This window comes from Terrabacter tumescens (assembly GCF_014646815.1).
In the GTDB taxonomy this organism is placed as follows: domain Bacteria; phylum Actinomycetota; class Actinomycetes; order Actinomycetales; family Dermatophilaceae; genus Terrabacter; species Terrabacter tumescens.
The window spans coordinates 547,091-568,699 of sequence record NZ_BMNZ01000004.1; the positions used below are offsets into that span (position 1 = coordinate 547,091).

21 protein-coding genes, 1 pseudogene and 1 riboswitch are annotated in these 21,609 nt (G+C 72.1%); of the genes and pseudogenes, 15 read left to right on the forward strand and 7 right to left on the reverse strand.

Annotation, left to right across the window (positions count from 1 at the left end; translation table 11 throughout):
• The first annotated feature begins 75 nt into the window (after positions 1–75).
• The 3 genes from IEY30_RS12900 (at position 76) to sucD (ending at position 3,145) form a co-directional block, all read left to right on the forward strand.
• On the forward strand, positions 76–546 hold the full coding sequence (locus IEY30_RS12900) for a cobalamin B12-binding domain-containing protein (protein WP_373286709.1): 471 nt from the start codon (positions 76–78) through the stop codon (positions 544–546).
• A 489-nt stretch (positions 547–1,035) separates the two neighbouring features.
• Positions 1,036–2,220, forward strand: coding sequence for an ADP-forming succinate--CoA ligase subunit beta (sucC, locus tag IEY30_RS12905; RefSeq protein ID WP_030196818.1), 1,185 nt, complete (start codon positions 1,036–1,038; stop codon positions 2,218–2,220).
• Positions 2,221–2,251: 31 nt separating this feature from the next.
• On the forward strand, positions 2,252–3,145 hold the full coding sequence (gene sucD, locus IEY30_RS12910) for a succinate--CoA ligase subunit alpha (RefSeq protein WP_030196821.1): 894 nt from the start codon (positions 2,252–2,254) through the stop codon (positions 3,143–3,145).
• 141 nt (positions 3,146–3,286) lie between these two features.
• Here sucD and IEY30_RS12915 read toward each other — a convergent pair whose 3' ends face one another.
• Entirely contained in the window at positions 3,287–4,000 is a 714-nt protein-coding gene (locus IEY30_RS12915) for a polysaccharide deacetylase family protein (RefSeq protein ID WP_030196824.1), read from the reverse strand.
• A gap of 244 nt (positions 4,001–4,244) precedes the next feature.
• Between IEY30_RS12915 and IEY30_RS12920 the strand changes: the two genes are divergently transcribed.
• Positions 4,245–5,501 (forward strand): cell division protein PerM, encoded by a 1,257-nt coding sequence (locus tag IEY30_RS12920; RefSeq protein ID WP_229674979.1) that lies wholly within the window; start codon positions 4,245–4,247, stop codon positions 5,499–5,501.
• Positions 5,502–5,604: 103 nt separating this feature from the next.
• Here IEY30_RS12920 and IEY30_RS12925 read toward each other — a convergent pair whose 3' ends face one another.
• Entirely contained in the window at positions 5,605–5,997 is a 393-nt protein-coding gene (locus IEY30_RS12925; protein ID WP_030196831.1) for a hypothetical protein, read from the reverse strand.
• Between the two features lie 76 nt (positions 5,998–6,073).
• Between IEY30_RS12925 and purN the strand changes: the two genes are divergently transcribed.
• From purN to IEY30_RS12940, 3 genes are all read left to right on the forward strand, one after another.
• Entirely contained in the window at positions 6,074–6,706 is a 633-nt protein-coding gene (purN, locus tag IEY30_RS12930) for a phosphoribosylglycinamide formyltransferase (protein WP_030196834.1), read from the forward strand.
• An 8-nt stretch (positions 6,707–6,714) separates the two neighbouring features.
• A riboswitch (ZMP/ZTP riboswitch) is annotated at positions 6,715–6,791 on the forward strand.
• 80 nt (positions 6,792–6,871) lie between these two features.
• Positions 6,872–8,497, forward strand: a complete 1,626-nt coding sequence (purH, locus tag IEY30_RS12935; RefSeq protein WP_030196840.1) for a bifunctional phosphoribosylaminoimidazolecarboxamide formyltransferase/IMP cyclohydrolase — start codon at positions 6,872–6,874, stop codon at positions 8,495–8,497.
• Between the two features lie 174 nt (positions 8,498–8,671).
• Positions 8,672–9,100, forward strand: coding sequence for an OsmC family protein (locus IEY30_RS12940; protein WP_052358445.1), 429 nt, complete (start codon positions 8,672–8,674; stop codon positions 9,098–9,100).
• Between the two features lie 146 nt (positions 9,101–9,246).
• On the opposite strand, the gene bar is transcribed toward IEY30_RS12940, so the two are convergent.
• Positions 9,247–10,383: a barbiturase gene (gene bar, locus IEY30_RS12945; RefSeq protein ID WP_030196850.1), complete on the reverse strand. Its 1,137-nt coding sequence runs from the start codon at positions 10,381–10,383 to the stop codon at positions 9,247–9,249.
• Between the two features lie 5 nt (positions 10,384–10,388).
• The gene (gene arcC, locus IEY30_RS12950) at positions 10,389–11,336 is read right to left on the reverse strand and encodes a carbamate kinase (protein ID WP_030196855.1); all 948 of its coding nucleotides are present in this window, start codon (positions 11,334–11,336) and stop codon (positions 10,389–10,391) included.
• Between the two features lie 248 nt (positions 11,337–11,584).
• Here arcC and IEY30_RS12955 point away from each other — a divergent pair, with 248 nt between their 5' ends.
• A complete protein-coding gene (locus tag IEY30_RS12955) occupies positions 11,585–11,830 on the forward strand; it encodes a hypothetical protein (protein ID WP_030196864.1) in 246 nt (81 codons plus the stop codon).
• Positions 11,831–11,850: 20 nt separating this feature from the next.
• Here IEY30_RS12955 and IEY30_RS12960 read toward each other — a convergent pair whose 3' ends face one another.
• From IEY30_RS12960 to IEY30_RS12970, 3 genes are read right to left on the reverse strand one after another with little or no spacing between them, the layout of a single operon-like run.
• Positions 11,851–12,687 carry an SDR family oxidoreductase gene (locus IEY30_RS12960; RefSeq protein ID WP_030196867.1) on the reverse strand — a complete coding sequence of 279 codons (837 nt, stop codon included), beginning with the start codon at positions 12,685–12,687 and terminating at the stop codon, positions 11,851–11,853.
• 2 nt (positions 12,688–12,689) lie between these two features.
• Complete coding sequence (locus tag IEY30_RS12965; protein WP_030196870.1) at positions 12,690–14,720, reverse strand: hydantoinase B/oxoprolinase family protein; 2,031 nt, start codon at positions 14,718–14,720, stop codon at positions 12,690–12,692.
• A gap of 1 nt (position 14,721) precedes the next feature.
• A complete protein-coding gene (locus IEY30_RS12970) occupies positions 14,722–16,905 on the reverse strand; it encodes a hydantoinase/oxoprolinase family protein (RefSeq protein ID WP_030196871.1) in 2,184 nt (727 codons plus the stop codon).
• A 194-nt stretch (positions 16,906–17,099) separates the two neighbouring features.
• On the opposite strand from IEY30_RS12970, the gene IEY30_RS12975 reads away from it, so the two are divergent.
• The 7 genes and pseudogenes from IEY30_RS12975 (at position 17,100) to IEY30_RS13000 (ending at position 21,563) form a co-directional block, all read left to right on the forward strand.
• Positions 17,100–17,540, forward strand: coding sequence for a YciI family protein (locus tag IEY30_RS12975; RefSeq protein ID WP_030196873.1), 441 nt, complete (start codon positions 17,100–17,102; stop codon positions 17,538–17,540).
• A gap of 26 nt (positions 17,541–17,566) precedes the next feature.
• Positions 17,567–17,752 (forward strand): annotated as a pseudogene (locus IEY30_RS22185) (sigma factor); the annotation flags it as partial.
• 51 nt (positions 17,753–17,803) lie between these two features.
• A complete protein-coding gene (locus tag IEY30_RS12980) occupies positions 17,804–18,757 on the forward strand; it encodes an RNA polymerase sigma factor (protein WP_308423757.1) in 954 nt (317 codons plus the stop codon).
• A 152-nt stretch (positions 18,758–18,909) separates the two neighbouring features.
• Entirely contained in the window at positions 18,910–19,755 is an 846-nt protein-coding gene (locus IEY30_RS12985; RefSeq protein ID WP_052358446.1) for a hypothetical protein, read from the forward strand.
• A 53-nt stretch (positions 19,756–19,808) separates the two neighbouring features.
• On the forward strand, positions 19,809–20,324 hold the full coding sequence (locus IEY30_RS12990) for an RDD family protein (RefSeq protein ID WP_081920440.1): 516 nt from the start codon (positions 19,809–19,811) through the stop codon (positions 20,322–20,324).
• A 106-nt stretch (positions 20,325–20,430) separates the two neighbouring features.
• Complete coding sequence (locus IEY30_RS12995; RefSeq protein ID WP_030196885.1) at positions 20,431–21,183, forward strand: hypothetical protein; 753 nt, start codon at positions 20,431–20,433, stop codon at positions 21,181–21,183.
• Positions 21,180–21,563 (forward strand): winged helix-turn-helix domain-containing protein, encoded by a 384-nt coding sequence (locus IEY30_RS13000; RefSeq protein WP_081920418.1) that lies wholly within the window; start codon positions 21,180–21,182, stop codon positions 21,561–21,563. Before IEY30_RS12995 ends, IEY30_RS13000 begins: the two co-directional genes overlap by 4 nt.
• Positions 21,564–21,609 lie beyond the last annotated feature (46 nt).

A 21,609-nucleotide genomic window follows, 5' to 3' on the forward strand; every position in this document is an offset into this window, starting at 1 on the left:
CGAACGTACCCCGACCGGTGGGCGATGCGTCACTATTGCGGGTCGCGTCTCACGCGGCTGGCTAGAGTGCCCGGCATGAGCGAGTCCCAGGGTGCCGACGCCGTTGCCGTGACTGCCGACGAGAGCGCGGGCGGCGCGGGTCCCGTGTCGACCGACGTCATCCGTGTCGTCGTGGCCAAGCCGGGTCTCGACGGCCACGACCGCGGGGCCAAGGTCGTCGCGCGGGCGCTGCGCGACGCCGGCATGGAGGTCATCTACACCGGCCTGCACCAGACCCCGGAGCAGATCGTCGAGGCGGCCATCCAGGAGGACGCCGACGTCGTCGGGCTCTCCGTGCTCTCCGGGGCGCACCTGACGCTCTTCGCCCGGGTTGTCGAGCTGCTCGCCGAGCGCGACGCGAGCGACATCGTCGTCTTCGGCGGGGGCATCATCCCCGAGGACGACATCGCCGAGCTCGAGAAGCTCGGGGTCGCCAAGGTCTTCACTCCCGGTGCGACGACGATGGAGATCGTCACCTGGGTCCGGGAGCACGTGCACCCCGCCTGACCTCCTCCGCGGGGTTCAGGCCGCGCCGCGCCGCCGGGGCTCGCACGCGCGGTGCGCCGGCCGTTCGGGCCCGCAACCCGCGTGGCAAGCAGCCGACCGCGGACTGTCCGCGCTCGTCCTGCACTGACTGCCGACGTATGCCGTCGACCTCGACACCGTGCACCTGACCTCGCTGCCCCGGCCGTCGGGAGCCCGCGTGCCCAACGCCTCGGCGCACTCCGCGCGTTCGAGGCCCGACCGGACCGCGTACCTGGCGGACGACCCCGCAACCCGCGTACCGGGCGGTAGGCCGCCCACCGGTGTGATCTTTGTCCGGTCGGGCCGACCCGATGCCGTCGCCACAGGTCAGAGCCACTAGAGTCCGAGCGACAGCCTGATTCGGTTGCGCCACGGCGCAGGGCCCGTCCGAGCGCGAGCACGGGTGCCCCGGGACGCCGCAGCGACGCGATCGACGACGACACGAATCGACGACGAGGACGGACCCCACCCGTGGATCTCTTCGAGTACCAAGCCCGCGACATGTTCGAGAAGCACGGCGTGCCCGTGCTGGCCGGCGCCATCGCCACCACCCCCGAGGAGGCCCGAGCGGCCGCCGAGCAGATCGGGCCGAAGTCGGGCGGTGTCACCGTCGTCAAGGCGCAGGTGAAGACCGGCGGCCGCGGCAAAGCCGGCGGCGTCAAGGTCACGAAGAGCCCCGACGAGGCGCAGGCCGCCGCCGAGGCCATCCTCGGCATGGACATCAAGGGCCACACCGTCGGCACCGTGATGATCGCCCAGGGCGCCCGCATCGCCGAGGAGTACTACTTCTCGATCCTGCTCGACCGGGCCAACCGCACCTACCTCGCCATGTGCTCCAAGGAGGGCGGCATGGAGATCGAGGAGCTCGCCGTCGAGCGCCCCGAGGCCCTCGCCCGCATCGCCGTCGACCCCAACGCGGGCATCGACGCGGCCAAGGCGCAGGAGATCGTCGACGCCGCGGGCTTCGACGACGCCGACAAGCCGGCGATCGCCGACGCCATCCAGAAGCTCTGGACCGTCTACCGCGACGAGGACGCGACGCTCGTCGAGGTCAACCCGCTCGTCAAGACCGAGGACGGCGAGATCGTCGCCCTCGACGGCAAGGTGACGCTCGACGAGAACGCCGGCTTCCGCCACGCCGACCACGAGGCCCTCGAGGACAAGGCGCACGCCGACCCGCTCGAGGCGGCCGCCAAGGCCAAGGACCTCAACTACGTCAAGCTCGACGGCTCCGTCGGCATCATCGGCAACGGCGCGGGTCTCGTCATGAGCACCCTCGACGTCGTCGCCTACGCCGGTGAGGAGTTCGGCGGCCAGAAGCCCGCGAACTTCCTCGACATCGGTGGCGGCGCGAGCGCCGAGGTCATGGCCAACGGCCTGCACATCATCCTGTCGGACCCGCAGGTCAAGAGCGTCTTCGTCAACGTCTTCGGTGGCATCACCTCCTGCGACGCGGTCGCCAACGGCATCGTCGGCGCCCTCGACGCGCTCGGCGACGAGGAGGACCGCCCGCTCGTCGTGCGCCTCGACGGCAACAACGTCGAGGAGGGCCGCCGCATCCTGCAGGAGCGCAACCACCCGCTCGTGACGATCGAGCCGACGATGGACGGCGCCGCGCGTCGCGCCGCCGAGCTCGCCGCCCGGCCCTCCAACTGACCCCGAGCCTCCAGAGAGAGAACGACTAACCATGGCTATCTTCCTCAACGCCGACTCGAAGGTCATCGTCCAGGGCATGACCGGGTCCGAGGGCATGAAGCACACGCAGCGCATGCTCAAGTCCGGCACCGACATCGTCGGTGGCGTCAACCCCCGCAAGGCCGGCACGACGGTCGACTTCGAGGGCGGCGTGTCCGTCCCCGTCTACGGCACGGTCAAGGAGGCCATCGAGGCCACCGGCGCCAACGTCTCCGTGATCTTCGTGCCCGCGCAGTTCACCAAGGCCGCCGCGGTCGAGGCGATCGACGCCGAGATCCCGCTCGCCGTCGTCATCACCGAGGGCGTCGCGGTCAAGGACACCGCCGAGTTCTACAACTACGCCAAGGAGAAGGGCACGACGCGCATCGTCGGCCCGAACTGCCCCGGCCTCATCACCCCGGGCGTCTCCAACGCCGGCATCATCCCGGCCGACATCTCGGGCACGGGCCGCATCGGCCTCGTCTCCAAGTCGGGCACGCTGACCTACCAGATGATGTACGAGCTGCGTGACTTCGGCTTCAGCTCGGCCGTCGGCATCGGTGGCGACCCCGTCATCGGCACGACGCACATCGACTGCCTCGAGGCCTTCGAGGCCGACCCCGACACCGACGCGATCGTCATGATCGGCGAGATCGGTGGCGACGCCGAGGAGCGCGCCGCGGCCTACATCAAGGAGCACGTGACCAAGCCGGTCGTCGGCTACGTCGCGGGCTTCACCGCCCCCGAGGGCAAGACGATGGGCCACGCCGGCGCGATCGTCTCGGGCAGCTCCGGCACCGCGCAGGCCAAGAAGGAGGCCCTCGAGGCCGCCGGCGTCAAGGTCGGCAAGACGCCGTCCGAGACCGCTGACCTCATGCGCGAGATCATGAAGGGTCTCGCGGGCTGACCTGCGCGACAAGCGTTCACGAGCGGGCGGTCACCTTCGGGTGGCCGCCCGCTCGCGTGTCTGAAGACGATGGCGTATGCCGCCGGGCCGGGGTCGACGAGGCACGTGACGGCATACGCCCGCTTGCGTTCGACGACGACGTCAGCAGGCCATGAGGCCGATGACGTAGCCGCGCGCCCGCAGCTTCGGGATCAGGATGTCGAGCGCTGCGACGGTCTGGGAACGGTCACCGCCGCCGTCGTGCATGAGGATCCGCGAGCCCGACCGGACGTTGCCCAGGACCCGGTTGACGATGGTCCACGTGCCGGGTCGCGACCAGTCGCGGGGGTCGACGGTCCAGAGGATCTGGCGCTGGCCGCGGTTCGCGATGATCGTCGCGATGCGCGAGTTCGTGGCGCCGTAGGGCGGCCTGACGCAGCGCGGCCGGTAGCCGAGCGCCGACTCCATCCGGTTCAGCTGCGAGGTCACCGACGCGGTGGACAGCGTGGTCAGGTCGGGGTGGCTCCACGTGTGGTTGCCGATCTTGTTGCCGTAGTAGCGCAGGCTGCGCGTGATCGACGGGTACCACGAGACGTTCTGGCCGACCTCGAAGAAGACAGCCTTGACGCCGTACTTGCGCAGGACGGCGAGGACCTTCGGCGTGTAGGTGTAGCTCGGCCCGTCGTCGAAGGTGAAGTAGACGGTCCCGGCATAGGCGACCGGGCCCGCCGCGATCTCCGCGGGCGCCGTGGCCACCTGTGCTGCCGAGCCGGGCGGGGACGCCGGGACGGGGCTCGAGGCAGGAGCTGCCAGTGGAGCGGCGAGCGCGAGTGCTGCGAGCAGGGGCGTCAGGACGTGGAGGATCTTGCTGCTCATGATGATTCATCCCTTTCACTGTCAGTGTGCGCTCCGGTGAGCGCAGGCGTCGGGGAATGCGGCTGATTCGTGCCTCACACCGGGACCGGCCGCCATCGGCGTGGGCGCTCGCTCCGCGACGGGGATCTTGTGACCATGGGACGAACCACCGGACCCACCACCGGCCCGACCGCCCCGCAGCGCAGGAGTGAGACCACTGGCCCCGCCGAGCACGACCACCACGACCGCCGCGGCGACCACCTCGGTGAGCCCCTCGACGGCCATGCCGGCCGCCTTGCGCGCCGGAGCCCTCGCCGCGGTCGGCACGTGGTCGGTCGTCGTGCTGCCGGCGCTCGTCGGCTGGGTCGCCGCCCCGGAGACCTCCGTCGGGTGGTTCTCGGCCGTGTCGGTCGCCAGCGCGATCTGGTTCCTCGGGCACGGCCAGTCCGTCGGTGCCGGCGCCGTCTCGATCTCGATGACGCCGCTGCTCCTCCTGCTCGTCTTCGTCTACGTCGCGGTGCGATGGGCCCGCCGCCTCGCCGCGACCGAGCGGCTGCGCGTCGGCACGGCCGACTGGAGCCGGGTGGCCCAGTGGGGCGTCGTGCCGGGCTTCGTCATCGGCTACGGCCTCGTGTCGGCGGTCATCGCCCTCTTCACCCTCGGTGGCCCGGCGACCCCCGGCGTGGCCGCGGTCATCGGTTCGCTCCTCGTCCCGGTCGCGGCCCTCGGCTTCGTCCTCGTCCGCCCCGACGACGAGGCCGCGCCGGCGTTCGTGCGCACGTGGTTCCGTCGTGGGCCGACGTGGCTGCCCACCGTCTGGCGCACCGGCTGGCGCGGCGCCGGCCTGCTGCTCGCGCTCGGGCTCGTCGTCGCGCTCGTGCGTCTCGTCGCCTCTTGGTCGGCGGTCGCCGACATCCAGGACCAGTACGGCGCCAACGTCGGCGCCCTCGTCGTCATTGCCCTGACGCAGCTCGCCCTGCTCGGCAACACGGCCACGTGGGCGTTGTCGTTCCTCGCCGGCCCCGGTTTCCAGGTCGCGATCGGCTCGGCGATCACGCCGGCCGCCGCGCAGCCCGGGCTGCTCCCGCTCGTGCCCGTGCTCGGTGCCCTCCCGCAGGCGGCCGACTACCCGGCGATGATGTATGCCGTCCTGCTCGCTCCCGTGCTCCTCGGCGCCTGGCTCGGTCGACGGGTCGACGCCCAGCTCGAGTTCTTCGGCAACGCCCGGGCCCGCCTCGCGGCCACGGCCACGGCGGCCGCGCTCGCCGTCGCCGTCGTCGTCGCTGTGACGGCCCTCGGCAACGGGGCTGTCGGCGTCGACCGGCTCTCAGCGGTCGGGGTGCCGCTCGCGGCGTTCGCCGCCGCCCTGCTCGCCGAGGTCGTCGGCGGTGCGCTGCTCGTCGCGGGAGCGCTCGTCCTGCGGGAGCGGCGTCAGGAGCGGAACGAGGCGACGACGGAGGAGCCGTCGACCACCGCGGACCCGGACTCCGGTGCCGGCAGCGGGACGTCCGCCACCGACTGACATCGACTGACACCGGCTGACACCGACTGACACCGACCGACACTGGGCGGGATCGCGGGGTCGCCTCAGGCGGGGTCCGGCGGGGTCCGGCGGGTTCAGGTGGTCAGCGGACGACGAGGCCGAAGAGCCCGGCGTCCCGCAGCTGGGCACAGCTGCCCGCGGCGATGGAGGTCTGCGCCCCGTCGAGGCACGCCTCGTAGGCGCTGACCGAGTCGTAGAAGACGGCCTGCATGGCGAGACCCGACAGCAGCACGCCGGTGATGACGAGCGTGACGACCGGCCAGATCTTCTCCTTGCCCGCGCGGGCCGAGAGGAAGCGCAGCAGGCGGAACGTCAGCACGACGGCGAGCACCAGCGGCAGCACCGCGACGAAGCGCTTCGGCAGCGGCAGCGACGTGGCGATGAGCCCGAGCAGCACGAGCAGCGCTACGGGCAGGGTGCGCTTCGCCTTCTCGCGGGCGAAGGTGATCTCCTGCTCCAGCTGGGGCTCGGTCATGCGGACCATCCTCGCCCATGGCCGGGGCTCGGATGACACGGGGGAGTAGCACGGTCGGGCCGCTAGAGTCTGGCGCGTGACGCCCCCTGCTGCCTCCGGCACCTCCGAGCCCACACCGGTCGTCGTCCTCGTCTCGGGGTCGGGCACCCTGCTGCAGGCCCTGCTCGACGCGTCGGCCGACCCCGCCTACGGCGTGCGCGTCGCCGCGGTGGGGGCCGACCGCCCGTGCGCGGGGATCGAGCGGGCCGAGCGGGGCGGCATACCGACGTTCGTCGTGCGCCCGACCGACTTCGAGGACCGGGCCGCCTGGGACCTCGCCCTCGCGGAGCAGGTCGCAGCCGCGGGACCCCGGTTCGTCGTGACGGCCGGCTTCATGCGGATCCTCGGGCCGGCGACGCTCGGTGCCCAGCCGGTCGTCAACACCCACCCCGCCCTGCTGCCGAGCTTCCCCGGCGCCCACGGCGTGCGCGACGCGCTCGCCTACGGGGTCAAGGTGACCGGCACGACGTGCCACGTCGTCGACGCCGGCGTCGACACCGGGCCGATCATCGAGCAGCGCGTCGTCGCGGTCGAGGACGACGACACCGAGGAGAGCCTGCACGAGCGGATCAAGGTCCAGGAGCGCGAGCTGCTCGTCGACGTCGTGCGGCGCCTGGCCCGTGAGGGCTTCGCCGTCGACGGCCGACGAGTTCGGATCGGCGGCGCCTGACCGCTACGCTGGTCGCACACGACTGGCGCGGGTGGGACACCACCGGGGAGTGACGTCGGGAGCATCGACCGCCTGGGTGCCTCGCGAGAACGGAAGCCGGCGGGTCCGCTGAGATGCAGACCCGCGGCACGCCGCGACCGATGTCACCGAACCAGGAGTGCACCCATGACCGCCGCCCCGTCCGCGCCGAGCACCGACGGCCGCCGCCCGATCAGGCGGGCCCTCGTCTCCGTCTACGACAAGACCGGCCTCGAGGACCTCGCCCGCGCGCTCGACGCCGCCGGCGTCGGCATCGTGTCGACCGGCTCCACCGCGAAGGCGATCGCCGCGCTCGGCATCGACGTGACCCCGGTCGAGGAGCTCACCGGCTTCCCGGAGTGCCTCGAGGGCCGCGTCAAGACGCTGCACCCCAAGGTGCACGCCGGCATCCTCGCCGACACCCGCAAGGACGACCACGTCCAGCAGCTCGCCGACCTCGGGGTCGAGCCGTTCGAGCTCGTCGTCGTCAACCTCTACCCGTTCCGCGAGACCGTGGCCTCGGGCGCGACGCCCGACGAGTGCATCGAGCAGATCGACATCGGCGGCCCGTCGATGGTGCGTGCCGCGGCCAAGAACCACCCGAGCGTCGCCATTGTCACGAGCCCCACGGCATACGACCAGGTCGTCGAGGCCCTGGGGGCCGGCGGCTTCACGCTCGAGCAGCGCAAGCGGCTCGCGGCCGAGGCCTTCGTGCACACGGCCTCCTACGACGTCGCGGTCGCGAGCTGGATGGGCAACGCCTACGCCGACACGGCCGACGGCACCGGCTTCCCGGCCTGGACCGGCGCGAGCTTCGACCGCGCGGCGGCGCTGCGCTACGGCGAGAACCCGCACCAGCAGGCGGCGCTCTACCGCCACTGGCGTCCGGGCGTGGCCTCCGCCGAGCAGCTGCACGGCAAGGAGATGTCCTACAACAACTACGTCGACACCGACGCCGCCGTGCGCGCCGCCCACGACCACGGCGACCAGCCGACCGTCGCGATCATCAAGCACGCCAACCCGTGCGGCATCGCCGTCGGCGCCACGATCGAGGAGGCCTACGAGCGGGCCCACGCGACCGACCCGGTGAGCGCCTACGGCGGCATCATCGCCTCGAACCGTACGGTGACGGCGGCGATGGCGACCGCTGCGAAGCCGGTCTTCACCGAGGTCATCATCGCGCCCGACTACGAGCCCGAGGCCCTCGAGATCCTCACGGCCAAGAAGAACCTCCGCGTCCTGCGCCTGCCTGCGGGCATGGCCGAGGCGGCCGACCCCATCGAGACCCGCGCCGTGAGCGGTGGCCTCCTCGTGCAGACGGTCGACAAGGTCGACGCCGTCGTGCACGGCGAGGGCGACGCCGTGATCGGTGGCGACGACGCCGCGGACTGGCGCCTCGTCTCGGGCGAGGCCGCCGACGAGGCGACCATCGCCGACCTGCAGTTCGCGTGGCGTGCGATCCGCGCCGTGAAGTCCAACGCGATCCTGCTCGCCAACGACGGCGCGGCCGTCGGTGTCGGCATGGGCCAGGTCAACCGCGTCGACTCCTGCTACCTCGCCGTGCGTCGCGCGGGGGAGGAGCGAGCCCGTGGCTCGGTCGCCGCGTCCGACGCGTTCTTCCCCTTCGCCGACGGCCTGCAGATCCTGCTCGACGCCGGTGTGCGTGCCGTTGTCGCGCCGGGCGGCTCGATCCGCGACGAGGAGATCATCGAGGCGGCCAAGGCGGCCGGCGTGACGATGTACTTCACCGGGACGCGCCACTTCGCGCACTGACTCCTGGTGCCCAAGTGCCCACTTGACGTTCACGTCGAGTGGGCACTTCGCCCCCGTCGAGAGGCCACGTCGCCACGCTGGGTCCGTGTGACGGAGAACGCCTCCAGCTCCACGGCAGGATGCCCCGGAGGGTATTAGCGTGGAGGTGAGACCTCGACACGCAAGGAGGACGTCATGAGCCAGGCTTCCGTCGTCACCCGTCCCACCCAGCCGGCCACGGTGTCGGTCAGTCACCTCGGCGGTGACCGCTTCGAGATCGCCGTCCGCGACCACGTCGTCACGGTCGACCAGCCGCAGACGATGGGAGGCGAGGACACCGCTCCCACCCCGACGGAGCTGTTCGTCGCGAGCCTCGCCTCGTGCGCCGCCTTCTATGCGCGCCGCTACCGTCACGACCTGCCCGTCGAGGGGCTGCGGGTCGAGACGAGCTACGAGATGGGCACTCGCCCCTCGCGCGTCACCCGCTTCGACGTGCGCGTGCTGGTGCCCGCAGGTGTCCCGCAGGAGCGGCACGCGGCCCTGCTCGCGATGGTCGACCACTGCACGGTGCACAGCACGCTCCAGCACGAGCCCGTCGTCGACATCCAGCTCGTCACCCCCTGACAGACGCGCCGACGACGTGCCCCCTCGACCTCGGAGGACGTCGGGCGGGCGCCTCGCCACGTCGAGAGGCCACGTCCTGTGAACAGGACGTGGCCTCTCGACTCGCTCAGGTGGGCCGAACGCGGCCTCTCGACGTTCGCCGGCTGTCAGCGGGTCCAGCGGTAGCCGGTGGGCTCGCCCTCGCCGAGGTCGACGATCGCGGCGACGGGGCCGCCGCCGTCGGGGCCCTGGTGCGCGGCCGAGACCGACACGAAGACGGCCGGGTCGCCCGTCACCGACGCCGTGACGCCACCGACGGCCGACTTGATCTGGCGGTGCCAGTGCACGTCGGAGTCGTCGAGCATCGCGTTGCGCCGCCCGTGCACGGTGCCGTCCTGGCTCACCTCGCACTTGAGGAAGACGTTGACGAGCCTGCCCTGGATGTCGCTGCTGTGCGGGCGCTCGGGCAGGTCGAGCCCGGCGTCCTTGATCGCGCCCCACACGCCGTCGGCGTCGAGCGCGTCCTGCATGACGGAGTGGCCGATGCGGTAGCGGCCGCCGACGCCCTTGGCGTTGCCGACGACGACGACCTGCGCCTGGTCGAGCTCGACACCGGAGGAGCAGGATGCGACGGAGGAGAAGAGCGAGCGGTTGTGCATGATGTCCGCGTCGGTCGGCATCTCGATCTCGCCGAGGGCGACGGCGATGCCGAGGCCGGTCGTGCCGTTGGAGAGGTCCATCGACTCGTGCGTGTGCTCGGTCCAGACCTCGTGGCCGCGGGACTTCGCGTCGCGGATCGTGTGGATCGTCAGCAGCGGCGTCTTGGTCTGGACGTAGTGCACGTCGGCGGGGTCGGTGATGCCGGCGCGCTCCATGGCGACCTTGACCGCGTCGGCGACCTTGCTCACCATCGCGACGTAGCCGATCTCCTCGGGCTTGATCGGCTCGCTCATGGCGAAGCCGACGGTGAGGCGCGGCTCGTCGGACTGCTCGGCCTTGTCGGCCGGAACGGTCGCGAAGATCGTGGCGTGGGGGCTGATGATGCCGTCGGTGCCGCCGGACCACACGATCGGGACCTGCTTGACCCGGTCGGCCGGGGCGCCCTTCTCGACGAGCACCTCGCGGAAGGCGCGGTCTGCGATGATGCGCGTGTAGTCGTTGACGCCGCCGTTGCCCTCCGTCTTGCCGATGATGGCGACGACGCGGCTCGCCTCCATGACGCCGTCGTCGATGAGCTTGGCGAGCTCCGACGCGTCGGCGACCGAGTGGATGGGGACCTTGCGCACCTCAATGGCTTCGGGCACGTGAATCACCTTTCTCTTTCAGGGTTTTCGATAACGGTCCCGACGTGGCCGTCGATGGCCGGGGCGAGCTGGTCGAGGGCCGTGATGATCGAGCGGGAGCCGCCCGCGCGGACGAAGCGCATCGCCGCCTCGACCTTCGGGCCCATGGAGCCCGACGCGAAGTGGCCCTGCGCGGCATACGCCTCCATCTCGTCGAGCGTGACCCGGCCGATGTCGTGGGCGTCGGGCGTGCCCCAGCCGGCGACCGCGTGCGCGACGTCGGTGGCGATGACGAGCGCGTCGGCGTGGACCGCGCGGGCGAGCAGGGCGGCCGTCAGGTCCTTGTCGATGACGGCCTCGACGCCGTGGACGGCGCCGTCGCCGTCGCGGACCACGGGGATGCCCCCGCCGCCGGCCGTGACGACGACGTAACCGGCGGCGAGGAGTGTGTGGAGCGTGTGCGTCTCGAGGACCTCGACGGGCTCGGGGGAGGCGACGACACGGCGCCAGCCCTTGTCGCCGCGGTCCTCCCAGCGCTCGCCGTGGTCGATGAGGGTCTGGGCCTGCTCGCGTGGGAGAAACCGTCCGATCGGCTTCGTCGGGTGCGTGAAGCCGGGGTCGTCGGCGTCGACGAGGGTGCGCGTGATGATGGCGGCGACCGGTCGCTCGACGTGGCGGTCGGCGAGCGCGGACTCGAGCGTGTCGAGCAGCGTGAAGCCGATGGTGCCCTGCGTCTGGGCACCGCACCAGTCGAGCGGCACCGGCGGCACGACGTGCGCGGCGAGCTCGTTCTTGACGAGGAGGTTGCCGACCTGGGGGCCGTTGCCGTGGGTGATGACGACCTCGTGCCCGGCTGCGACGAGCTCCGCGAGGTGGTGGCTCGCGACGGCGATGGCGTCGAGCTGCGCCTGGGGGGTGGCGCTGCCGTCGGGGCCCGTCATGGCGTTGCCGCCCAGTGCCACGAGCACTCTCATGGCACGTCCTTGCTTGTCGGGCTTGCCGGGGCCGTCGTCATGGCGTGAGCCTAGGGAGCGCGGACGAGCCCCCGCGTTGTCACCTCCTGCCCAATGAGGGCGCCCACATTGGCAGATGTATGCCGTCGGCCCAGGCGGGGCGACGGGCGATCCGTCCCGACGTGCGCCGTGGTCGTCCACCGGGTACGAGGGGATAATGTCGGTAGGCGCCGTCCGGCGTCATCGCTCGAGCGAAGAGGTGGGCACACGTGGGAGTCGGAGTCCTGCTCGCGGTCGTGGGGGCCATCCTGACCTTCGCGGTCCGGGCCAACACGTCCGTCATCAGCCTGCCCACCGTCGGGATCATCCTCATGGTCGCCGGCGGCCTGCTCATCTGGCACGGGCGCAACGGCACCCAGCGCAAGCGTGTCATCACGCGCGAGGAGCGTCCGGGCGGCGCCACGACGCCCACGAGCACGGTGCGACAGACCATCGAGGAACGCGACATCGACTGACGCGTCGACGGATTCGGCCGTCAGGCCGGCTCGAGCGCCTGCGCCCAGGTCCTGGGCTCGTGCCCGAGCAGGCGGCGCAGCGTCGAGGAGTCGCCCACGAGCCCGCCCCGGTCGTAGCTGGCGAACATCGCGAGCAGGTCGTCCCGCGCCTGCGCGGTCAGGGACGCGCCCGGCCCGGCGACCCACTCGTCGATCTCGACCCGAACGGCCTCCACGGGACGTCCCAGCACGTCCGACGCGACGTGGGCCTGGTCGCGCACGGAGAGGACCTCGGGGCCGGCGAGGTCGTACGTGACGCCCTCGTGGCCGGGGCGGGTCAGCACCGTCGCCGCCACCTCGGCGACGTCGGCGAGGTCGACGTTGGTGAACGGGGAGTCGAGCGAGTAGGGGACTGTGATCCGCCCAGCCAGAGCCGCGTCGACGAGGTTCTGGTGGTATGCCGCGGGGCGCAGCACCGTGGCCCCGGGCAGGTGGGTGCGCACGACCTTCTCGGCCGCCGCCTTGCGCAGGTGGTGCGGCATCGACGGGTCGTCGGGATGCAGCACGGAGTGGAAGACGAAACGGGACAGGCCTGCTCGTGCAGCGGCGCCGGCGACGCGGTCGGCGATGCCCACCTCGTCCCGGTGCACGTTCGGCGCCAGGTGGTAGACCGCGTCGGCCCCAGCGACGGCCTCGTCGAGACCCGACCCCGTCTCGAGGTCAACGACCGAGATCGACCGGGCCCCAACGGCATACGCTGTCTCGGCGCGTCGCGCCGACCGTACGGCAGCGCGCACGTCGACACCACGTGAGGTGAGGGCGGCCGTGACGGCGCGACCGGTCTTGCCGGCCGCGCCGATCACGAGGACCGTCGTCATGGTCAGACCCAGTCGACATCCGCCGCCGTCTGTCCGGCGGCGAGCGTCGCGTAGCCGGGCCCACGGTCGAAGAACGGCTGCTCCTCGGCCCGGTCGCCCCGCAGCTGCTCCCGCAGCGCGTCCGAGGCGGCCGTGTCGATGACCGGGCTCTCGAGGTCACCGGTCGCGACGACGCCGTAGTCGCGGCGCGCGCCGTCGAACGACACCTTGCCCCAGCGGAGGTCGCGCTCGACCTCGTCGTACGGGCGGTCGAGCGGGTCGCCCCACCCGCCGCCACCGGTCGTGCGGATGCGGATGACCTGCCCGGCCTTGACGACCTCGGCGTCGGCGAGGGCGTCGACGGTGCGCTCCTCGGGTCCGCCGACGTCGACGGTCACCTCGAAGGGGCGACCGGCCTTGCCGCCCTTGACGCCCCAGCAGGCGAGGATCGACCGGTCGGCGATCGACATGAAGTTGGCGTCCTTGAGCATGCGGATGTGCTTCTCGTAGCCGAGGCCGCCGCGGTGGCGGCCGGCGCCACCGGAGTCGACGGCGAGGCCGAGGCGCTCGACGATGAACGGGAAGCGGCTCTCGGTGAACTCGGTCGGCAGGTTGCGGCTGTCGGGCACGACGTGGATCGTGTCCTCGCCGTCGGCGTAGTAGCGCCCGCCGGAGCCGCCCCCGAGCACCTCGCGCATGAGGTAGTCGTTGCCGTCGCGGTCCTTGCCGTAGACGCCGGTGTAGCGGATCGTCTCCTGGTCGGCGGGCATCTTGCCGTCGACGGCCTTGGCGACGACGCCGGCGAGCACACCGAGCAGGCGCAGGATGACGAAGGTGCGGGCGTTGGTCGGCGCCGGGTAGATCGGGGTGAGCAGCGTGCCCTTCTCGGGGAACTTCATCTCGATGAGCGGCACGATGCCCTCGTTGACGTCGAGCTCGGCCATCCGCTCGGGGGTGTCGGCGAGGTTGCGCAGGATCGGCGCGAGCCACTTCTTGAGGAAGTTGCCGCCGACGTAGTCGCCGCAGTGGTTGATCGGGCCCTTGGCCTGCTTGGCGGTGCCGGTGAAGTCGATGATCAGCTTCGGGCCGCCGTCGCCGGGGCCGGGGCCGCCGGTCGACTGCTTCGTCAGGGTGATCCGCTGCGTGTGCAGCATCGGCTCGTCCACGCCGTCGTGCTCGGCGTAGTCCTCCCAGACGTAGGTGCCGTCGGGGATCTTGCTGAGGATCTCGCGGCGGTAGGTCTCGGTCGTCTTGTCGAGGATCGCGTCGAAGGCGGCCTCGATGGTGTCGCGGCCGTAGCGCTCGAAGAGCTCGCCGAGGCGGCGGGCGCCCATGAGGCAGGCCGAGCACTCGGCGTCGAGGTCGGCGGCGAGGCTGTCAGGCATGCGGCTGTTGCGCGTCATGATGCGCAGCGCAGCCTGGTTGGGAACTCCCTTGTCCCACAGCTTGATCGGCGGGACCGAGAGGCCCTCCTCGAAGACCGTCTGCGCGTTGCTCGGCATCGAGCCGGGCACGGCGCCGCCGATGTCGTCGTGGTGGCCGAACGCCTGGACGAACGCGACGACCTCGCCTCCGGAGAAGACAGGGACGGTGACGCAGAGGTCGGGCAGGTGGCCGATGCCGCCCTCGGACTCGTAGACGTCGTTGTGGAAGAAGACGTCGCCCTCGCTCATCTCGTCGAGCGGGAAGTCGCGGGCGATCGGGTGCACGAGCGCGCTGTAGGAGCGGCCGGTCAGCTTGCGCAGCTGGCGGTCGTGGATGCCGGCGCGGAAGTCGTGCGCGTCGCGGATCATGGGCGAGCGGGACGTGCGCGCGATGGCCGTCTCGACCTCCATCTCGACGCTGGCGAGGGTGCCCTCGACGATCTCGACGAGGATCGGGTCGACCGAGCTGCCCTCGGGCGTCAGGCGGTTGCCGTGCTCGTATGCCGTGGGGAGCCCTGCCGGGTTCACCGGGGCGCCGTCGTGGGGGACCGACGCGTCAGGGTGCTGCGACCCCGTGGCGGCGTCGACGGGGGCGAGTCGGGTCGCGGCGGTCTGGCAGGAGAAGCACATGTCAGGCCTCCATCTCGGTCGTGGGGGCGGTGGTCGAGTCGGTGGTTCGGGTGATGACGAGGTTGCCGAGCGCGTCGACGCGGACGGCGAAGCCGGGGTGGACCGGCACGGTCGAGCCGAACTCCTCGACGATCGCGGGGCCCTCGATGACGTCGCCGGCGAGCAGGTCCGGGCGCCACCAGACGTCGGTGTCGACGTAGCCGTCCTCCGGGTCGAAGCAGACGGGCCGGACCGAGCGGTGGGCCCGCTCGCGCACGTCGGCGGCGCCGTCGGACGGCGCGAGGTCCCGCAGCTCCGGCCGCGTGATCGGACCGACGCCGGTCACGCGGAGGTTGACCCACTCGACCTGCTGCGTCGGGTCGTTCCGGAAGTCGTAGCCGTAGAGCGCGCGGTGCTCGTCGTGGAAGCGCGAGGCGACGCCCGCGGCATACGCCTCGTCGACGTCACCCTCGGGGGCCGCGACGCGGACCTCGTAGGCCTGGCCGAAGTAGCGCAGGTCGACGGTGCGCGTGTAGCGGTGGCTGTCGCGCGAGAAGCCTTCGCCGTCGAGGGCGCTCGCGGCCTTGGCCGTCAGGTCGTCGAAGGTCTTCTGCACCGCGGCGTGGTCGAGCGAGGAGTGGCGCGAGACGGCGGTCTGGACGTAGTCGTTCTTGACGTCGACGGTGAGCAGGCCGAAGGCCGAGACGTTGCCCGGGTTCTGCGGCACGACGACGCCGGCGAGGCCGAGGATGTCGACGAGGCGGCAGGCGAGCAGCGAACCGGAGCCGCCGAACGTCGCGAGCATGAAGTCGCGGACGTCGAGGCCCCGCTTGACGCTCACCTGGCGCAGCGCGTTGGCCTGGTTCCACGCGGATATCTCGAGGATGCCGGTCGCGCAGCGCTCGAAGTCGAGGCCGAGCCGGCCCGCGAGCTCGGTGATGCCGGCGCGGGCCGCGTCGACGTCGAGGGGGATCTCGCCGCCCAGCAGGTGCGGGGGGATGCGGCCGAGCGTCACGTGGGCGTCGGTGATCGTCGGCTCGGTGCCGCCCTTGCCGTAGCAGAGCGGTCCGGGGTCGGCGCCCGCGGACTGCGGGCCGACCTTGAGCGAGCCCTCGGGGGAGATCCACGCGATCGAGCCGCCGCCGGCGCCGACGGTGACGACGTCGATCATCGGGATCTTGCTCGGGTAGGCGCCGACGCTGCCCTCGGTCGTCAGGGTCGGCTCTCCGGCGAGGACGACGGAGACGTCGGTCGAGGTGCCGCCGCCGTCGCAGGTGAGCACCTTGTCGAAGCCGGCGCGGCTGGCGATGAGGCCGGCGCCCAGGGCCCCGGCCGCCGGGCCGGAGAGGACCGTCGTGATCGGCTGGTGCACGACCTCGTCGGCCGAGAGCACGCCGCCGTTGCTCTTCATGACGTAGAAGGGGAACGCACGGGGGGCTTCGCCCCCCGTGTCCCCCCCGGAAGACGGGTGTGGCTGAGCCAGGAAGTCGGCCAGCCGGTCGTGGATGTTGCGGACGTAGCGCGAGACGTTGGGCTTGACGGCAGCATCGACGAGGGTCGTCATCGACCGCTCGTACTCGCGGTACTCGCGCAGCACCTCCGAGCTGATCGAGACGACGGCCTCGGGGTGCTCGCGGCGGAGCACCTCGCGCATCGCCAGCTCGTGGCTGTCGTCGGCGTAGGAGTGCAGGAAGCAGACGGCGATCGTTGTGATGCCGCGGTCCTTGAACCAGCGGGCCACCGCGACGGCGCGCTCCTCGTCGAAGGGTCGGATCTCGTTGCCCTCGAAGTCCATCCGGCCGCCGACGGTCTTGACGTAGTCGGCCGGGACGATGCGCGGGGGCTTGACCCAGAAGTAGGAGTTGCCGTAGCCGTCGGGGACGGCCTGGCGGGCGATCTCGAGGATGAACTCGTAGCCCTCGGTCGTGACGAAGCCGAGCGCCTCGACCTTGCCCTCGAGCAGCTTGTTGGTCGCGACCGTCGTGCCGTGCGAGACGGCGCTGATGTCGTCGCCGCTCGCGCCCATGAGGTCGAGCACCTTGCGGACGCCGTTGAGGAAGCCGTCGGCCGGGTTGCTCGGGGTCGAGGGGGTCTTGGTCGTGACGAGCTCGCCCGAGTCCTCGTCGAGTGCGACGACGTCGGTGAACGTGCCACCGGTGTCGATGCCGATGCGGATCCGGCGGACGGGGGAGGTGCTCGCTGTCATGGTGAGGATTCAACCGGCGCGGGTACCTGCCCGGCGTTGGCACATCGTGCCAACACCTGCCCGGTTATGGGCCAATCCTCGACAGGGCTCGCCCGATGGCCTCGCCGGGACCGCTGCGCATGTCGAGGGCGCGCCCCGGGCTCCGTCCCCGGGTGAGCGTGCCACGCTGGCACGACGCGACGAAGGAGTGGGACATGACGCAGTACCTCATCGGTGTGGACTTCCAGGCCGGCGACGACCCGGCCCCGATGTCGGACTGGACTCCGGAGGAGGTCCAGGCACACCTCGACTACTACGGCGAGCTCCTCGGGGAGCTCGAGGCCAACGGCGAGCTGGTCTCGTCGACGATCCTCACCGGGCCCGACCTCGCGAAGATCGTCCGGTCGGACGGGGTGGCACCCGTCGTCACGGACGGGCCGTTCCAGGAGTTCAAGGAGTGGCTGGCCGGCTTCCAGGTCGTCGAGGTCGACTCGGAGGAGCGCGCCCTCGAGATCGCGTCGCGCATGTCGGCCGTGCCCGGCCGCGGCGGTGTGCCGACCCGGCAGCCGATCCACGTGCGCCAGGTCATGGAGCAGGCGCCGGCGGACACCGAGGAGATGGACGCCTTCCTGCGCACCGCCGGTGGCACCCGCTGAGCGCTGAACTCACGGTCGACGACCTGCTGCGCACGCTCGCGCCGCAGGTCGTCGGCATCGTCAGCCGGAGGTTCGGCGACTTCGACTCGGCCGAGGACGCAGTCCAGGAGGCGCTGCTCGCGGCCGCCCGCCACTGGCCCGTCGACGGCGTCCCCGGCGAGCCCCGGGCCTGGCTCGTCACAACGGCCTCGCGACGCCTCGTCGACCTGTGGCGCAGCGACGCGGCCCGGCGCGACCGCGAGGCGCGCGTCATCGCCTGGGAGGTGCCGGCGCACGACCCCGCCGACCACGACGACAGCCTCACGGTCCTTCTTCTGTGCTGCCACCCGTCGCTCACACCGGCGTCGGCGATCGCGCTGACGCTGCGCGCCGTGGGTGGCCTGACGACCGCCGAGATCGCGCGCGCCTTCCTCGTGCCCGAGGCGACCATGGCCCAGCGGATCAGCCGCGCCAAGGCGACGATCCGCGCCTCCGGCGCAGGCTTTCGTATGCCGTCCGCTGACGACCGGGACGCCCGCCTGCGGTCCGCGCTGCACGTCCTCTACCTGCTGTTCAACGAGGGATACGCGAGCTCGCACGGCAGCTCGCTGCAGCGGACTGCGCTGTCGGGCGAAGCGATCCGCCTGACGCGGATGCTCGTCGCGGCGGTCCCGGACCATCCGGAGGCGCTCGGGCTGCTCGCCCTGATGCTGCTGCTCGAGGCACGTGGTCCGGCACGCAGCGACGCCTCGGGTCGGCTCGTGCCGCTGCCGCAGCAGGACCGGTCGAGGTGGGACCGCGCCCTGGTGACGGAGGGGACTGAGCTGCTCGGCCGGGCCATGACCCACGCCGCGGTGGGGGAGTACCAGCTCCAGGCGGCCATCGCCGCCGTCCACGACCGGGCGGCGACGGCGGCCGACACCGACTGGGACGAGATCCTGTCGCTCTACGAGCTGCTCGAGGACGTCACCGGCAACCCGGTGGTCACGCTCAACCGCGCGGTGGCCGTTGCGATGGCCAAGGGGCCTCAGGCGGCTCTCGACGTCGTCGACGGGGTCGAGAGCCGGCTCGGCACGACGCACCGGTGGCTGGCCGTCCGCGGCCAGCTGCTCGAGATGGCGGGCGAGGCGGACGCGGCGGCCGACCTGCTGGAACGGGCTGCCGCGACCGCGACCAACGAGGCCGAGCAGCGCCACCTCGCCGGGCGGGCCGCGCAGCTGCGCGCCGCGTCGTCCTGAACCCATCGACCGGCGGGTCGTGGTGGGCCATGTGCCCGGCTTCACTCGTCGAGGGTGATGTCGTGCGCCGCCGCCGGTCGCATGCTGGAGGCAGGACGAGTCACCGGCGTCGCCCGTCCCGGTCGCGGCGCCCGAGCCGATGAGGACGATGCATGGACGACACCGCGGCGCACGGGGTCGGGCGAGCCCGGACCGTCACACGGTTCGCGCCGTTGACGCCGACCGACGTCGCCGACCTGCTGCTCGGGCTCGCCTCGGTCGGCGCTGAGGCTGCCGGCCGGGTCGTCGACCGCGCTCGTCCTCCGGTCCTCCTCACCGCCGTCGCCGGCGTCGTCACGTCGTCGGTGACGTCGGCACTGAGCCGTCTGGGCGACCGTGTCTGGAGCGCCGACCGGACCCAGGACGTGCTCCGGGTCGGTCGGTCGCGGCGTCGGGAGCTCGGCCTCCGCGCGGAGGAGGCGGAGCGACGGGTCGCTGCCGCGGTCGTGGAGGCCGTGCTCGACCTCGTGGACCTCACCGACGTCGTCCTCGACCACGTGGACCTCGACGCGGTCGTGCGGGCGGTGGACCTCGACCAAGCCGTCGAGCGGGTCGACATCGGGGCGATCCTGGACCGGGTGGATGTGGATGCGGTGGTGGCGCGGGCGGACCTGGATCGGGCGGTGGCGCGCGTGGACATCCAGGCCATCGTCGACCGCGTCGACGTGGACGCGATCGCGCAGCGACTCGACCTCGACGCCGTCGTCGCGCAGCTCGACCTCGTGGCGCTCGCCGAGTTCGTCGTCGAGGGGATCGACCTGCCCGGCATCATCCAGAGCTCGTCCGGGGCGATGGCCTCCGAGAGCATCCGCGAGGTCAGGTGGCAGGGCGTCAGCGCGGACGAGCGGGTCGCGCACGTCGTCGACCGGATGCTCCGTCGTCGCCCCCGCACGCCCGGGCCGGCCCTGCCGGGCACCGAGCTCCCGGGCGGTCCCGTCATCCCCGGCACGACGGTCTGAACCGGCAGGCCGCGATGACCTCGCCCACCCCCGATCGCGGTCCGATGTCCCGCATGGTGCTGCCCGGCCCGGCCCGCTCGGTCCAGGGGCACCGCGCCGGGATCGTCACGCGTGCCACGGCGGGGGCTGTCGACCTCGTCGTCGCGGTGCTGGGCGTCGCGCTGGGGTATGCCGTGTGGTCCGGGGCCGTCTTCGTCCTGGGGCCCGCGTCGTTCCGCTTCCCCGACCCGGGCGGCCTGAGACTGCTCCTCCTCGTGCTCGGGGTGCTCACGGCATACCTCACCGTCGCGTGGGCCACCACGGGGCGGACGGTCGGCAACCGCCTGCTCGGCCTGCGTGTCGTCGGCGACGGGACGGGTCGCGTCGGGTTCGTGCGGGCGCTGCTCCGTGCGCTGCTGTGCGTGGCGTTCCCGGTCCTGCTCTTCTGGGTGCTCGTCAGCCCGGAGAACCGGTCGCTGCCGGACGTGCTGCTGCGCACGTCGGTGGTCTACGACTGGACCTCGGGTGGCCGTCGGGGGAGCGAGCCGACGACGACCCCGCCGCCGATCGTGCTGCCCCACGACGAGTGACCGCAGAGGTCGACGTCGCCGAGAACTCTTGACGCACGAGCGCTCTGCGATGCAGAGTGAACGCATCGAGCGCACAGGGGCGCTCCGGTGACGGAAGGACGCTCCGATGAACGAGACCCACCCCACCCCGCCGGCGCGAGCTGCGGAGGTGGCTGCCGCCGAGGAGGCCCTCGCGCGCACCCAGCACCTGCGCCGCGTCGCCCGGCGCGACACCCAGGGACTCGCGATCCCGCTGCTCGTCCTGGGCCCGCTGACCGTGGCCGCCGCTGCGCTGCAACGTCTTTGGCTGTGGTGGATGGTCCGCGACCTCGGCCCGGGGGAGAGCCGCAGCGCGACCGACGGCGAGATGGCCTTCACGAACATCGTCGACACGTACTGGGGCACGGTCGGCGCCCTCGGACTGCTCGCCATCGGCCTCTGGTTCGGCGTGCGCAGCCGGCGGCTCGGTGCCGGCGCCGGAGCCGGTGCGTGGGTCGCGGCGGCCGTCGCGGTCTTCGTCCTCGTGGCCTACAACGGCATCTTCGTGTGGGTCCCGTTCCTCATGCCGCTGACGATGGTGTCGGTGCTGGCGCCCAGCGCGGTTATCGCGTTGGCGCTGCTGCTCGTGGGCTGGCGCCGGCACAACGGACGCCTTGCCGCGTGGGCGCTGGCGTTCGGGGTGGTCACGGTGCTGGCTTCGCTCGGCTTCTTCGACAACCGCCTCTACGACCTGCTGACCCTGGTGCGGCTCCCGACCGACGTCGTCCTGGCGGTGGGTGGCTGGGGAGGCCTGGTCGCCCAGGTCGCCCTCGGTGTCGCCATGGTCGTCGTGGGGCTGCGCGCCCGCCGAGCGGATCAGGGCGCGCCGGTGACGCCGTGAGCGCTCGCGACGCACCACCCGCCGAGGCGAGCGGCAACGGGCCCGTCGGCGGGCACGGCGACGAGACGCCGCACCCCACGAGCGGTCTCGACGACGTCGTGCACCAGAAGGCGCGTCTCGGGATCCTCGCCGTGCTCGCCGAGACGGAGAAGGCCGACTTCACCTATCTCAAGAAGCTGCTCCAGCTCACCGACGGCAACCTCGGTCGCCACATCGAGGTCCTCGCCGGCAGCGGGCTCGTGCACGTCGAGAAGGGCTACGCCGGCAAGCGGCCTCGCACGTGGGTCACCATCACCGGGGCCGGGCGCCGGGCGCTCGACGAGGAGATGGCGGCCATCCGTGAGCTGCTCCGGCGCTTCGAGTCCGGCGGCCCCGGCTGAGCGTCGCCCGAGGCGCGCACGAACGACCGTTGGTGCGCGCCCGGCG

Coding starts and splice junctions, on each gene's coding strand:
- IEY30_RS12960 (WP_030196867.1), bottom strand. CDS start 12,687: ATGACGACGGTCCTCGTGATCGGCGCGGCCGGCAAGACCGGTCGCGCC.
- sucD (WP_030196821.1), top strand. CDS start 2,252: ATGGCTATCTTCCTCAACGCCGACTCGAAGGTCATCGTCCAGGGCATG.
- purH (WP_030196840.1), top strand. CDS start 6,872: ATGACCGCCGCCCCGTCCGCGCCGAGCACCGACGGCCGCCGCCCGATC.
- IEY30_RS12995 (WP_030196885.1), top strand. CDS start 20,431: ATGAACGAGACCCACCCCACCCCGCCGGCGCGAGCTGCGGAGGTGGCT.
- IEY30_RS12925 (WP_030196831.1), bottom strand. CDS start 5,997: ATGACCGAGCCCCAGCTGGAGCAGGAGATCACCTTCGCCCGCGAGAAG.
- IEY30_RS12940 (WP_052358445.1), top strand. CDS start 8,672: ATGAGCCAGGCTTCCGTCGTCACCCGTCCCACCCAGCCGGCCACGGTG.
- IEY30_RS12990 (WP_081920440.1), top strand. CDS start 19,809: ATGGTGCTGCCCGGCCCGGCCCGCTCGGTCCAGGGGCACCGCGCCGGG.
- IEY30_RS12970 (WP_030196871.1), bottom strand. CDS start 16,905: ATGACAGCGAGCACCTCCCCCGTCCGCCGGATCCGCATCGGCATCGAC.
- arcC (WP_030196855.1), bottom strand. CDS start 11,336: ATGAGAGTGCTCGTGGCACTGGGCGGCAACGCCATGACGGGCCCCGAC.
- IEY30_RS12915 (WP_030196824.1), bottom strand. CDS start 4,000: ATGAGCAGCAAGATCCTCCACGTCCTGACGCCCCTGCTCGCAGCACTC.
- IEY30_RS12985 (WP_052358446.1), top strand. CDS start 18,910: ATGGACGACACCGCGGCGCACGGGGTCGGGCGAGCCCGGACCGTCACA.
- IEY30_RS12900 (WP_373286709.1), top strand. CDS start 76: ATGAGCGAGTCCCAGGGTGCCGACGCCGTTGCCGTGACTGCCGACGAG.
- IEY30_RS12965 (WP_030196870.1), bottom strand. CDS start 14,720: ATGTGCTTCTCCTGCCAGACCGCCGCGACCCGACTCGCCCCCGTCGAC.
- IEY30_RS12975 (WP_030196873.1), top strand. CDS start 17,100: ATGACGCAGTACCTCATCGGTGTGGACTTCCAGGCCGGCGACGACCCG.